9 protein-coding genes are annotated in these 13,665 nt (G+C 72.4%); 8 read left to right on the top strand and 1 reads right to left on the bottom strand.

What is annotated here, in order from left to right:
• Positions 1–149: 149 nt before the first annotated feature.
• The 6 genes from ACZ5TL_RS33930 to ACZ5TL_RS33905 all read left to right on the top strand — a co-directional run bounded on the left by ACZ5TL_RS33930 (position 150) and on the right by ACZ5TL_RS33905 (position 10,492).
• A complete protein-coding gene (locus tag ACZ5TL_RS33930; RefSeq protein ID WP_468594729.1) occupies positions 150–1,937 on the top strand; it encodes a serine/threonine-protein kinase in 1,788 nt (595 codons plus the stop codon).
• 130 nt (positions 1,938–2,067) lie between these two features.
• On the top strand, positions 2,068–3,207 hold the full coding sequence (locus ACZ5TL_RS33925; RefSeq protein WP_468594650.1) for a serine/threonine-protein kinase: 1,140 nt from the start codon (positions 2,068–2,070) through the stop codon (positions 3,205–3,207).
• Positions 3,208–3,324: 117 nt separating this feature from the next.
• On the top strand, positions 3,325–5,001 hold the full coding sequence (locus ACZ5TL_RS33920) for a serine/threonine-protein kinase (RefSeq protein ID WP_468594649.1): 1,677 nt from the start codon (positions 3,325–3,327) through the stop codon (positions 4,999–5,001).
• Between the two features lie 61 nt (positions 5,002–5,062).
• Positions 5,063–6,811, top strand: a complete 1,749-nt coding sequence (locus ACZ5TL_RS33915) for a serine/threonine-protein kinase (RefSeq protein WP_468594648.1) — start codon at positions 5,063–5,065, stop codon at positions 6,809–6,811.
• Between the two features lie 135 nt (positions 6,812–6,946).
• Entirely contained in the window at positions 6,947–8,605 is a 1,659-nt protein-coding gene (locus tag ACZ5TL_RS33910; protein WP_468594647.1) for a succinic semialdehyde dehydrogenase, read from the top strand.
• 75 nt (positions 8,606–8,680) lie between these two features.
• Positions 8,681–10,492: a GMC family oxidoreductase N-terminal domain-containing protein gene (locus ACZ5TL_RS33905; protein WP_468594646.1), complete on the top strand. Its 1,812-nt coding sequence runs from the start codon at positions 8,681–8,683 to the stop codon at positions 10,490–10,492.
• A gap of 92 nt (positions 10,493–10,584) precedes the next feature.
• Here ACZ5TL_RS33905 and ACZ5TL_RS33900 read toward each other — a convergent pair whose 3' ends face one another.
• A complete protein-coding gene (locus tag ACZ5TL_RS33900) occupies positions 10,585–11,238 on the bottom strand; it encodes an LAETG motif-containing sortase-dependent surface protein (protein ID WP_468594645.1) in 654 nt (217 codons plus the stop codon).
• 16 nt (positions 11,239–11,254) lie between these two features.
• Between ACZ5TL_RS33900 and ACZ5TL_RS33895 the strand changes: the two genes are divergently transcribed.
• Entirely contained in the window at positions 11,255–11,707 is a 453-nt protein-coding gene (locus ACZ5TL_RS33895) for a hypothetical protein (protein ID WP_468594644.1), read from the top strand.
• A gap of 40 nt (positions 11,708–11,747) precedes the next feature.
• Positions 11,748–13,451, top strand: coding sequence for an IS701 family transposase (locus ACZ5TL_RS33890; RefSeq protein WP_468594643.1), 1,704 nt, complete (start codon positions 11,748–11,750; stop codon positions 13,449–13,451).
• Positions 13,452–13,665: the final 214 nt, after the last annotated feature.

Raw genomic sequence — 13,665 nt, 5'->3', positions numbered from 1 at the left:
CGGTCACCGTGGCACCCCGCTTGTTCCCCGGCGGAGAGCAAGTCCTTACGCTGACCCTGTCAAGACCATTGCGGGGCAACGTGAATCAGACGCAGGGCCTGCTCGTCGCGGGCCGCTACCGGCTCGCCGAATCCATCGGCAGTGGCGGCATGGGCCGGGTATGGCGTGCACATGACGAGGTGTTGCACCGGTCCGTCGCCGTCAAGGAGTTGACGGCCGCCCTCTACGTCTCCGAGAGCGAGCAGGCGATCCTGCTGGCCCGCACCCGGGCGGAGGCCCGGGCGGCGGCGCGGATCAGCCACACCGCGGTCGTCACCGTGCACGACGTGCTGGAGCACGACGGCCGCCCCTGGATCGTGATGGAGCTGGTCGAGGGCCGCTCGCTGGCCGACGCGGTCAAGGAGGAGGGGCGCCTCGAGCCGCGCGAGGCGGCGCGCATCGGTCTCTGGGTGCTGCGGGCCCTGCGCGCCGCGCACACCGCCGGCGTCCTGCACCGCGACGTCAAGCCGGGCAACGTCCTCCTCGGCCGGGACGGACGCGTCCTGATCACCGACTTCGGCATCGCCCAGATCGAGGGCGACACGACCATCACGCGCACCGGAGAGGTCGTCGGGTCGGTCGACTACCTGGCACCCGAGCGCGTGCGCGGCCACGACCCCGGCCCGTCCTCCGACCTGTGGGCCCTCGGCGCGACGCTCTACACGGCGGTGGAGGGCCGGTCGCCGTTCCGCCGCACCACACCCCTGACCACCATGCAGGCGGTGGTCGAGGAGGAGGCCGCCGAGCTCCGGTACGCCGGGCCCCTCGCCCCCGTCATCACCGCCCTGCTGCGCAAGGATCCGGCCACCCGGCCCGACCTCTCCGAGGTCGAACAGATGCTCGCCGAGGCGGCGGAGGGGCGGCGGCCGGACGGGGCCCAGGCGTATGTGCCGACGCAGTACGGGGGGTCACCGCCGTACCAGGAGGCCCGCAGCGGCACCGGCCCGGTCGGTACCGGCGCGGTCAGTACGGGCCCGTCCGGCACCGGCCCGGGGTCGCACACCCGGACGCCGCTCCCGCCGCCGGCCGGCACCCCGGCCACCGGGACACGGCCGGCCGGTGCCCATGCCGCTGGTGCTCGTATGGCCGGTGCCCATGCGGCCGGAGCTCGTACGGCCGGTGCCCATGCGGCCGGAGCTCGTATGGCCGGTGCCCATGCGGCCGGTGCTCGTGCGGCAGGAGCCCATGGAGCCGGCTCTCCCGCGACCGGAGCCACCAGCATCGGCTCGGCGGCGACGGGCCCGCAGCCGTCCGGCCCGGGACGGCGCCGCCGGCTGCGCACCCTCGCCCTCGTCGTCGCGCTAGCGGCCATCATCGGCGGAGGCACGGCCGTGGTGCTGCAGCAGTGGAACGAAGGCCGGCAGACGCCGCGTGCCGCTTCCGGCTCGCCCGGCCCCTCGGCCACGGAGAAACCCGGCGGATCGGTCCCGGCCGGCTGGACGCGCCGCGACGACCCCGCGGGTTTCAGCCTCTACCTGCCCCAGGGCTGGAAGCGCAAGGTCCACAGCGAGCAGGGCGAGCTCAAGCAGATCGACTACACGCCGGACGGCGGACGGCACTTCGTCCGGATCGCCGTCGACACCTCCCCGGACTTCGCCGACCCGTACGCCCACCAGCTCGATCTGGAGCAGCAGCTCCGGCGGCTGGTCGACTACAAGCGGGCCAAGCTGGAGCGCAACGTCTACCGCGACCGGGACGGCGCCCTGTGGGAGTACACCTGGACCGCGCAGCCCAAGGACACGGACTTCCCCGGTCCGCGCCGGGCCATCGAGGAGACGTACGTCGCCCGCGACGGCACCGAGTACGCGCTCTACATGTCGTCGCCCGCGACGGACTGGGCGAAGGCGCGCAAACAGTTCACCGCGCTGCTGCAGGGCTGGCAGGAGAAGACCGCCTGACCCGGCGGGACTTCTGCCCCGGCGGGGACTCCTGACCCGGGGCTGTGTGTTTCGGCCACCCCGGGCGGCCCCACCGGAGCGGCTCCGTCCAACGGGGCATGATTGTCGTATGGGGACCGAGGGGCACAGCATGCGTGTCATCGCGGGCCGTTACCGGCTCGAGGAGCGGCTCGGGCGCGGTGGCATGGGCGTGGTCTGGCGGGCGACCGACCAACTGCTCGGCCGGGGCGTGGCCGTCAAGGAACTCCCCTACGACGAGTCGCTCTCCGCGTCGGAGGCACGCCACCAGCGGGACCGTACGTTGCGCGAGGCCCGGGCGGTCGCCCAGCTGAGCCACCCGCACATCGTCATCGTCCACGATGTCGTCACGGACGACGAACGCCCGTACATCGTGATGGAGCTGATCGAGGGCGGCTCACTCGCCGACCGTCTCGCCACCCGTGGCCCGGTCGACGCCGCCGAGGCCGCTCGCATCGGCATCGACCTGCTCGGCGCGCTGCGGGCCGCCCACGCGTCCGGGGTGCTGCACCGCGACCTCAAACCGGACAACGTGCTGCTGGAGACCGGCACCGACCGGGTCGTCCTCACCGACTTCGGCATCGCCCAGGTCGCGGGCGCCCCCACGCTCACCGAGAACGGCTCCTTCGTCGGCTCGCCCGAGTACACCGCGCCCGAGCGGATGTCCGGCGTCAGGACCGGGCCCGAGTCGGACCTGTGGTCGCTGGGCGCGCTGCTGTGCGCGGCCCTCAGCGGGGAATCCCCCTTCCACCGCGACTCGCTGGGGGGCGTCCTGCACGCGGTCGTCGTCGGCGACATCCAGCCGCCCGCACAGGCCGGGCCGCTCCTGCCCGTCGTGCACGGCCTGCTGGAGCGCGACCCCGACCGGCGGCTGGACGCGGACCGCGCGGAGTGGATGCTGCGGGCCTTCCGTGAAACGGGCCGGACGCCGTCGCCGCCGCCCGGGTACGGGCCGACGGCGTGGGACGCGCCGCGCGGACGGCCGCAGGACATCGCCGGTCCGCGGCCGTCCGCGCCGCCGGTGGGCGCACCGGACCCGGACCAAGGGGAGGAACCGTTCCTCAGGCAGCCCGCCCGGCGGGTGCTCGTGGCCGCGCTCCTGGTCGCCGCGATGGCGGGGGCGGGGGTGTCCGCGGCGGCGCTGCTCGGGGAGGAGGGCACCGGGGACGGCGGTCCCGTGCCGACGAGTTCGGCTCCGAAGACGCCCACGACCCGGCCCGCCTCTCCGAGCACCCCCGCGCCCACCCCCTGACCGGCCACGCCCCGAACCGCCACAAAGAGGAGATAAGTACGGCCCTGGGTCACGGGTTTGTGACCGGCTCGCGTCCGTGGTGGATACGGAGGCGCCCGGCGCGATAGGGATGAACCCATGAGCAACAACGGGGGAGCCCGATCCGAGGCCGAAGAGCCGACGAGTTTTGTTCTGCAACCTCCGAACCCGCCGGCGCCGGTACCGGGCAATCCGTACGCGACGCCGGCTGCGACGCCCGCAGCGACGCCCACCCAGGTCGTGCCGCCCCGGTCGCCGGCTGAGGAACCGGCGTCCGAGGATCCCGGCGCCGGGAGGCTCATCGCCGGGCGCTACCGGCTGATCGGCAAGCTCGGGCACGGCGGCATGGGCACGGTGTGGCGGGCCAAGGACGAGACGGTGGACCGGGAGGTCGCCGTCAAGGAGCCCCGAGTCCCCGGCCATCTTCCCGAAGGCGAACGCGCCAACGTCTTCGAGCGCATGCGCCGCGAGGCCCGTGCCGCCGCCCGGCTCGACCACCCGGCGGTGGTCGGCGTCCACGACGTCGCGGTCGTCGAGGGCCGGCCCTGGATCGTCATGGAGCTGGTGCGGGGACGCTCGCTGGGCGCCGCGCTCCAGGAGGGCACCCTGTCCGCGCGCGAGGCCGCCCGGATCGGCCTGGAGGTGCTCGGCGCACTGGAGGCCGCGCACGCGGCGGGCATCCTGCACCGTGACGTGAAACCGGACAACGTGCTGCTCGGCCGGTACGACCGGGTCGTCCTCACGGACTTCGGCATCGCCCAGATCGAGGGCGAGACCAGTCTGACCGACACCGGCGGCTTCGTCGGCTCGCCCGAGTACATCGCGCCGGAGCGGGTGCTGGGCCAGCGCCCGGGTCCGGCCAGCGACCTGTGGTCCCTCGGCGTGGTGCTGTACGCGGCGACGGAGGGGGTCTCGCCGTTCCGCCGCAGCAACACCCCCGCCACGCTCCAGTCCGTTCTCAACGCCACGCCCGCGCCGCCCGCCTCCGCCCGGGGCCCGCTCGCCGAGGCCATCAACGGCCTGCTGCACAAGGACCCGGCCCGGCGCCCGAACGCCGCGCAGGTGCGGAACCTGCTGGAATCGGCCGCGAACCCGCCCTCCGCTCAGCCCACGCAGGTCGTCCGGGCGACCGGCCGGGGTGAGGGGGGCCGGGGCATCCGGATCGGCCGCACGGTGTGGATCGGACTCGGAGCGGCGGTCGTCGCGGCGGCGGTGACGGCGTACCTGGTGATCGCGGACCCGACAGCCGGGCCGCTGCCCGAGGGCTGGAAGACGCGCCAGGAGAAGGGGCTCGCCGCGTCGCTGGCGGTCCCGGCCGACTACCAGCGGACCGTGCCTGACCGGAAGTCCGACCAGAAGCACTGGGTCACGTACACCGACTGGAGCGGCAGCATCTGGATCGGCCTGACCCTCGACAAGAAGGCCGAGGACACCGGACGCGGCATCGCGGGCTCCGCGGCCGCCGAGATGTACGACGACGACAGCAAGTTCAAGGAGCGCGGCAGCTACGACCTGGACATGGCGAAGAGTCCGGAGAAGACGGACCCCGAGGTGACCACCTACCGGGACGAGAAGGCCGCCGAGAACACCGTCACCTACTACACCGACGACCGCGAGGACCCCCGCCCTCGCGAGCTCCGGATCTTCTACTACAGAACCTCCGGCGGCGACATGTACAAGCTCACCATCAGCTACCCGGGCAAGGGCGACTTCACCGACCGCGGGCGCGAGGTGGCGAGCACGGCGATCGCGAACCTGGACATCGACGGGGCCTGAACCGGCGTACGCCCCCCGCCCCGCGTCGACAAGCGCCCGTCTCGCGGGGTACTGATGGGGCATGAGCAACGACGGGGGCGGGACGGGCACCCAGGGCCGGCTGGTCGGCGGGCGGTACCGGCTGATCGAGCGCATCGGCTCCGGCGGGACGGGCACCCTCTGGCGGGCCGACGACGAGCTGGTACAGCGCGAAGTCGCCGTCAGACAGCCCCGGTTGCCGGGCGACCCGGAGGGCGAGAGCCACCGGCGGGCCGCCCACCGCCTGCACCGCGAGGCCCGGGCCGCCGCCCGGGTCGACCATCCCGCCGCCGTCACCATCCACGACGTGGTCGTCGAGGCGGAGCAGCAGGGCGAACGCCTCGGGCCGCAAGGCCCCGACGAACTCGACGCCACCGAGCTGCTGGACGGACTCCCGTGGATCGTCATGGAGTTGGTGCGGGGCGAGTCCCTGCACGAGAGACTCCTGCGCGGCCCGGTCGACGCGCGGGAAGCGGCCCGTATCGGCCTCGCCGTCCTCGGCGCCCTGCGCGCCGCGCACGCCGTGGGCATCGTGCACCGGGACGTGAAACCCGCCCATGTGCTGCTCGGTCCGCACGAGCGGGTCGTCCTCACCGACTTCGGCATCGCCCACGGGCAGGGCGAGGAGTCCCTCACCGCGAGCGGGGAGTTCGCCGACTCGGTCCAGTTCGTCGCCCCCGAGCGGATGTCCGGCCGTATCGCGGGGCCCGCCTCCGACCTGTGGTCCCTGGGCGTCCTGCTGTACACCGCCGTCGAGGGTTCGTCCCCGTTCCGCGGGGCCACGCCCGAGTCCGTGCTCGCCGCGATCGTCGCCGCGGAGCCGCCCGAACCGCGGCGGGCCGGACCGCTCGGGCCGCTGATCGCACGGCTGCTGGCACGGGACCCCGAACAGCGCCCGGACGCCGAGGAGGTCGAGAAGGCGCTGGAGGCGGTGGCCGGACGGCCGCCGGTCGCGCAACAGGTGCCCGCGGCCCCCGGCATCGGAGTGCGCGCGGGGGAGACACGAGAGCCGGCGGAGGCCCCTGGCACCGGAGCGCACCCCACGGTCACACAAGAGCCGGCTGAGGGCCCCGGCGCCAAAGCACCCCCCGGGGAGACGCCGCGGCAGGGGGAGTCCGCCCTCAGCGGAGAGCAAACAGCCAGCACCGCCGTCTCCATGGAGCCCCCGAAGCCCCCGGAGCCCCCGAAGCGTCACACGCTCCTCCGCCCCGCCCCCCTCGCCCTCCTCAGCGCACTGCTCGCCGGCGGTGTAGGCGCCGCCACCCACCTCGCTGACACGAGCAGCGCCGAGAGCGCGGAACAGACGGCCCGCACCAGTTCCGTCCCGGGTACCGGGGACACCTGGACCCCGCACCGCGAACCGGGCATGGCGGCCGTGCTCCACCTCCCGCGCCCCTACCGGGTCCTCGACAGGACCGGCGGCGCGGCCGGCCGGCCCCGCGCGACGCTCTACGGCGACGAGCGGGGCGGCACGATCCAGGTCCGCCTCCTCCTCTGGGACAAGGCCCCGGTTGCCCCGATGGACCAGGCCCGCAAGACGCCCCGGGCCTGGGGGCGGACGGCGCACACGCGGTACACCCCGACCCGTGTCCAGGGCTACGACGCCGCCCTCGCCGACACCACCTACACCTCCGGCGAGACCCCCAGGCGGGTCATGCGCGTCCTGATCCGCACCGACGACGACCGCATGTACGAGCTGCGCGTCGACATGCCCAGGGGCACGCCGGAGGAGAAGGAGGGCACGTCGCTGTTCCGGGGCGCCCGGGACCGGCTCGGGATCGTAAAAGGCTGAATCACCGCACCGTCACTGACCAACCCCCTGATCAGGTTGTTTGTTGCCAGCAGCCACTGGCGTCGTGTGTGCACTCGGTGAAGCCGTATTACCGACGGGTACCCAAAGGCTCCGCCGCGGCATACCCTGCGCGTCATGACGGACGCGCAGGCCACCGAGAAGACGGAAGAGACCGGGACGGCACTCACCGGTACGCCCCTCCCAGTAACCGGCACGAATCCCCTCGCCCCCGCCCCGGAGGGCGCCCGCACCGCCGACGACGTGGTCACCCCCGAGCTGGTCGCCCAGCTCACCAAGGGCGTGGTCGGCTCCGGCCGGACCGCCAACCACACGCCGTTCACCGGCGAGAAGCTGGCCGACCTCCCCGAAGCGACGCCCGAGGACGTGGCCGAGGCGTTCGAACTGGCCCGCACCGCCCAGGCCGTGTGGGCGCGGACCCCCGTACGGCAGCGTGCCGCCGTGCTGCTCCGCTTCCACGACCTGATGCTGGAGCGCCAGGCCGAGGTGCTCGACCTGATCCAGCTGGAGACCGGCAAGGCAAGGCTGCACGCCCACGAGGAGGTCCAGGCCGTCGCGGTCGCCGCCCGGCACTACGGCCGCAAGGCCTCCGCGTACCTCCGCCCCAAGCGGCACGCCGGCGCCATGCCGACCCTGACGAAGGTCACCGAACTGCGCCACCCGCGCGGTGTCATAGGCCAGATCGTGCCCTGGAACTACCCCCTGGAACTGTCCGTCGGCGACGCGCTCCCCGCCTTCGTCGCGGGCAACGCGGTCGTCATGAAGCCCGACACCGAGACCTGCCTGACCGCCCTGTGGGCCCGTGACCTGCTCATCGAGGCCGGACTGCCCGCCGACGTCTTCCAGGTCGTCCTCGGTGACGGCCCGGTCGTCGGCCCCGAGGTCGTCCGGCACGCCGACTACGTCTCCTTCACCGGCTCCACGCGCACCGGCCGCCAGGTCGCGCAGGGCGCCGCCGCCCGGCTGATCGGCGTCTCCCTCGAACTCGGCGGGAAGAACGCCATGCTGGTGCTGGACGACGCCGACATCGAGAAGGCGGCGGCCGGAGCGGTCCGCGCCTGCTTCTCCTCCGCCGGCCAGCTCTGCATCTCCATCGAGCGGCTCTACGTCCACGCGTCGGTCGCGGACGCCTTCCTGGAGCGCTTCGCCGCCCGCACCAAGGCGATGCGCCTCGGCACGTCCCTGGCGTACGGCGCCGACATGGGCTCCCTGGTCGGGGAACGCCAGCTCGAAACCGTCACACGGCACGTCGAGGAGGCCGTCGCCAAGGGCGCGAAGGTCCTCGCGGGCGGTACGGCGCGCCCGGACATCGGCCCGTACTTCTTCGAACCCACGATCCTCGACGGCGTCGCCACGGACATGTCCGTCTGCGCGGAGGAGACCTTCGGCCCGGTCGTCTCGGTCTACCGCTTCACGGACGAGGACGAGGTCATCGAGCGCGCCAACGCCACGGCGTACGGCCTCAACTCCTCGGTCTGGACGAAGAACGCCCGCCGCGGCCGGGAGGTCGCCGCCCGCCTGCGCACCGGCACGGTCAACATCAACGAGGGCTACGCCCCCGCCTACGGCAGCGTCCAGTCCCCGATGGGCGGCATGAAGGACTCCGGCCTCGGCCGCCGCCACGGCTCCGAGGGCATCCTCAAGTACACGGAGGCCCAGACGGTGGCGCACCAGCGGGTGCTCCCGATGGCCCCGTCGCTCGGCATGGACGACGAGAAGTACGCCGCGTTCATGAGCCGCAGCCTCCGCCTGATGAAGGCACTCCGCTTCCGGTGATGCCCCAGGGGCGCGGGGAACCGCGCCCCACCACTGACGACCAGACCAGCACGCGACACTCAACGAGGAGAACACGTGCCTCAGGACGCTTACGACTACGACGTCATCGTCGTGGGTTCCGGATTCGGCGGTTCGGTGACCGCCCTCCGCCTCACCGAGAAGGGCTACCGCGTAGGCGTCCTGGAGGCCGGCCGCCGCTTCACCCGCGAAACCCTGCCCAGGAACTCCTGGAACCTCAAGAACTACCTCTGGGCCCCGAAGCTCGGCATGTACGGCATCCAGCGCATCCACCTGCTGGGCAACGTCATGGTCCTGGCGGGAGCGGGCGTGGGCGGCGGCTCCCTCAACTACGCCAACACCCTCTACGTCCCGCCGAAGCCGTTCTTCGAGGATTCCCAGTGGCGTGACATCACCGACTGGCAGGAGGAGCTGAAGCCGTACTACGACCAGGCGCGGCGCATGCTCGGCGTCCGGCTCAACCCGACCATGACCCCCTCCGACGTGCATCTGAAGGCCGCCGCGGAGCGGATGGGCTGCGGCGACTCCTTCCACCTCGCGCCCGTCGGCGTCTTCTTCGGCGACGGCGAGGACGCCGACGGCACGGTGAAGGCGAAGCCGGGCGAGGAGGTGCCCGACCCGTACTTCGGCGGGGCGGGCCCGGCCCGCAAGGCCTGCGCGGAGTGCGGCGAGTGCATGACCGGCTGCCGCCACGGCGCGAAGAACACCCTCAACGAGAACTACCTGCACCTCGCCGAGAAGGCCGGCGCGGTCGTCCACCCCCTGACGACGGTCGTCTCCGTCACCGACGACTCGCTCGGCGGATACGCGGTCGCCACTCTGCCCACCGACGGCCGCCGCAAGGCGAAGGGCCGCACCTACACGGCCCGCAAGGTCGTCCTCGCCGCCGGCACCTACGGCACACAGACCCTGCTGCACCGCATGAAGGCGGGCGGGCAGTTGCCGCACCTCTCGGACCGGCTGGGCGAGCTGACCCGCACCAACTCCGAGGCCCTGGTCGGCGCCCAGACCGACGACCGGCGCTACCGCAAGGCTCACGGCGTGCCGAAGGCCGACTTCACGCGGGGCGTGGCCATCACGTCCTCCATCCACCCGGACGCGAACACCCACATCGAGCCGGTCCGCTACGGCAAGGGCTCCAACTCCATGGGCGGGCTGTCCATCCTCCAGGTCCCCTACGCCGGACGGAACTCGGGCACCTCACGGGTCCTGGGCTTCCTCGCCCACGCGGCGAAACACCCCCTGCTGGTGCTGCGTTCGCTGTCCAACCGCCGCTGGTCGGAGCGGACCATCATCGGCCTGGTGATGCAGTCGCTGGACAACTCCCTGACCACGTACCTGAAGCCGGCGGGCGTCGGCCGGGGCCTGCTCACCGCCCGTCAGGGCCACGGCGCTCCCAACCCCAAGCAGATCAAGGCGGCCACGGAGAGCGCGTCGGCACTCGCCGCCGAGATCAACGGCTTCGCCGGCTCCAACGTCGGTGAACTGATGGGCACCCCGCTCACGGCCCACTTCCTGGGCGGCTGCCCCATCGGCGACTCCCGCGAGACCGGTGTGATCGACCCGTACCACCGCCTCTACGGCCACCCCGGCATCTCCGTCGTCGACGGCGCCGCGGTCTCCGCCAACCTGGGCGTCAACCCGTCCCTGACCATCACGGCCCAGGCCGAACGGGCGATGTCGTTCTGGCCCAACAAGGGCGAGCCCGACCAGCGCCCCGAGCAGGGCACGGCCTACGAGCGTCTCCAGCCGGTCGAGCCGAAGGCCCCGGCGGTCCCGGCGGAGGCGTTCGGCGCGCTGCGGCTGCCGTTCCTGGGCCTGCCGGCGGTACCGCCGAAGAAGGACACGGAGCCGACCACCCAGAAGTAGCCGGAGCCCGACCACACAGAAGAGGGACCTGCGCCCCCCTCCGAGCGCAGGTCCCTCTTCTGCTTGGCGTCGCGCCCCGCGGGCGCTACGGCTTACGCCTCCACGCCGGCCTTACGGCGACGCACCACGAAGATCGCGCCGGCACCGGCGACGACCGCGGCACCGCCGACGAGGCTGATCATCGGCAGGGCGGAGCTGGAGCCGGTCTCGGCGAGATTGCCTTCGACCTCGATCGGCTTGGCCTCACCCTGCGGCTTGATGTCCTTCGGCGGCTTCTGACCGGACGGCTTGGCGTCGTCCACATCACCCGGGCTGGAGCCCGACTTGAGGATCTGGAACGGGTACAGGTCGCCGTTCTCGAAGCAGTCGCCATCCGCGGTGTCGTAACCGCCGGCGGCGATGGCCAGGCTGTCACCCACGGGCGCACCGGCGTCGATCTTCAGTCGCAGGTCGATGGTGACCTTCTGGCCGGCGTCGAGCGGGAACTCGCCGAAGAAGAAGCCGTTGTTGATACCCGTGTCCGCGAAGTCGTTGGTCCACTTGCCGGTGTTCGGGTTGCGGTACTCGAAGTGCGCGTACTTGTCGAAGAGCTGGTTCTCGTCGGAGTCCATGTCCGACGTGACGAACGCAGTGGCGATGACCTGCAGGGACTCGATGTCCGTCTCACCGGTGTTCTTGACGTCGAACTTGAACGTCTTCCAGCCGCTGCCCGCGACGATCTTCTCCGGGAAGCCGGAGAGGCCCACGGAGATGCTTGCCTCCTTGCAGACCGGGAACTCCTCGTCGTCATCACCGGCGGACTCGCTGGGCGCTGCGGAGGCAGACGTCGACGGGCTGGGAGAGGTGGACGCGCTGGCCGACGCGGACGCGGACGCCTCGGGAGTGGACTCGCTCGCGGACGGGCTCGGGGAGCTCGACGTCTCGGGGGAGGACTCGCTCGCGGACGGGCTCGGGGAGCTCGACGTCTCGGGAGCGGACTCGGTCGCGGACGTGCTCGGGCTGGGCGTCGTTTCGTCGGTCGCGTACGCGACCGGTGCCGCGAGCAGTGCCACCGGGGCTATGACCGCCGTAGCGGCCGCTGCTGCCATGGCGCGGCGAAGCTTCATGAAGACCTCGGAGAGTCCGGTGTACCGCGGGCTGCGGTACGAACGTTGGGGGAGGCCTCCGCGTGTGGGGCGCGGGTGTGGCCCGTGGTTCGCCGTGTTTGATCCGTGAAGACTGCGAATGGTTGTACCGGACCTAACAGGCTTCTTATGTGTCCTGCATCACAAGCCTGAAGATCCCGATCGGGCTGAGATCCAAGACCACCGACCCGGGCGTGCTGGTCGCCAACCAGAACGCGGAGTTCGGCGACACCCCGACCGGCTGGCGGCCCATGCCGCTGATCGACTCCGACGGCAAGCTGCGGGGGCGGTTCTCCGGCTCCGCGAACAACATCCTGTCCGACACGGACATCACCGACAACGGTTCCGAGGGGTGGTTCGCCGCTTCCGTGCAGGTTTGCGCGGTGGAGTGTGGGCCGGGCACACTCTCCGGCGGGCATTCAGGGGTGATCGAGGGGGATTTGGGCGGGGGGTGGTGGTGGGGGCACCGCCACCCGGGGCGCGGTGTGTGCCGGCGGGACCTCGTGGGGTGCGCGGGGTTGGGGGAGGCTCGTCGAGACACGGACGCCACCGACTCAGGGGGAGGGCGAGGTCTCATGGGCCCGCAACTCGTACAGTTCACGCGCCCGCAGAGCGGCCGGGCGGCCCGGGACACGGTGAGCGCGCTGTGCCAAGGGGTGTTCGAGCCGCTGCCGCGGGCCGATCAGCGGCGCAAGGCCGAGTTGTACGTGCGTGGCCTCCTCACGGCCCGGGGGCGCAAGACCATGCGCAACATCGCCGCGCACGCCGGGATGCCCGCGGGGGAGCAGAGCCTGCATCACTTCATAGCGTGCTCCACCTGGGACTGGCGCCCGGTGCGCGTCAATCTCGCGGCTCAGCTCGACGGGCTGCTCAACCTCCAGGCGTGGGTCGTCAAGCCCATGGTCATCCCCAAGTCCGGGGCGCACTCGGTGGGCGTCGAGCGGCGCTTCGACGCCGGGTCGGGGCACATGGTCACCGGGCAGCAGGCCTTCGGTATGTGGGCCGTCTCGGAGGACGTGAGCGTACCGGTCAGCTGGGCGCTGCACCTGCCGGACGAGACCACGCTCGCGGGTTGCGCGGCCCGCGCGGTGCTCGACCTCGCCGAGACCCGCACCCTTCCGCGGCTGCCGGTCGTCGTGGACGCCGTCGAGGGGGGTGCCGGAACCATCCCCTCCCATCTCGCCGCCGCCGGCATGCCGTTCCTGATGGAGGTCGGACCGGATACGCCGGTCCAGGTGACCGACCCCCAACTGCCGGGTGCGGCGGCCGAGGTGAGCACGGCCGGCCACGTCATCGACGTTGCCGGGGCGCTGCGGCGCCCGGTGCGGTACGAGGACCGGGCCGACCGTTCCGTGCACACCGGATTCGTCGCCGTGCTCCGGGTGGACCTCCCCGAACCCGTGGCGGGGCCCCGCCGCCGCACCCAGCCCCGTAGGCCTCTGTTGCTCGTTGGCGAGTGGACGGATGCCCGTCGACGGCCCGAGCGGTACTGGCTGACCGACATGGTCACCGCCCCGCCGGCCCTGCTGATGCGGATCGCCCATCTGTCCCGCCGCATCGAGTGCGGCGCCACCGACCAAGCCGACCGGGTCGGCATGCGCGACTTCGAGGGACGTTCGTTCCAGGGCTGGCACCGGCACGTCACGCTCGCGTCCGCCGCCCACGCGTCCGCCGCGCTCAACGCCCGGCGATCCGAGGCCTGCCAGACCGACCGCACGCCCGTGGTCGGCGGGGTGTGGTCCGGCGCCCCCGCGTTCACGAGCGGCGGCGGACACGGGCTCGCCGCGGCAGGTTTTGGTGGGTATGCGTCGGCCGCCCGGCGCCGCTCGGCCTAGGGTGTTTTCGGCATACGCTGGCGCACCCGCGCTGGTGCTCCCTGGTATTTCGACACGGCTGACTACAAAGAGCGCCACGTGGTCGAGTGGGGATCAACCGCCTCGAGCGACACCGCGCGGTCGGTGAGGTCGACTCGGGGCGCCCTGCTGATGTTTCCACCAGTGGGTTTCCCCGAGCCGCCTCCCGAACCCGGCGTGCCCGTCTCCGGGCACC

The organism is Streptomyces sp. NPDC033136 (assembly GCF_055578235.1).
The sequence above is the reverse complement of the archived record's forward strand: the minus strand, read 5'-3'. Positions and strand labels throughout refer to the sequence as shown.

Excerpts from the sequence above, each read along its gene's own strand:
- ACZ5TL_RS33930 (WP_468594729.1), top strand. The coding sequence starts at position 150 with ATGGGCCGGGTATGGCGTGCACATGACGAGGTGTTGCACCGGTCCGTC.
- ACZ5TL_RS33925 (WP_468594650.1), top strand. The coding sequence starts at position 2,068 with ATGCGTGTCATCGCGGGCCGTTACCGGCTCGAGGAGCGGCTCGGGCGC.
- ACZ5TL_RS33920 (WP_468594649.1), top strand. The coding sequence starts at position 3,325 with ATGAGCAACAACGGGGGAGCCCGATCCGAGGCCGAAGAGCCGACGAGT.
- ACZ5TL_RS33915 (WP_468594648.1), top strand. The coding sequence starts at position 5,063 with ATGAGCAACGACGGGGGCGGGACGGGCACCCAGGGCCGGCTGGTCGGC.
- ACZ5TL_RS33910 (WP_468594647.1), top strand. The coding sequence starts at position 6,947 with ATGACGGACGCGCAGGCCACCGAGAAGACGGAAGAGACCGGGACGGCA.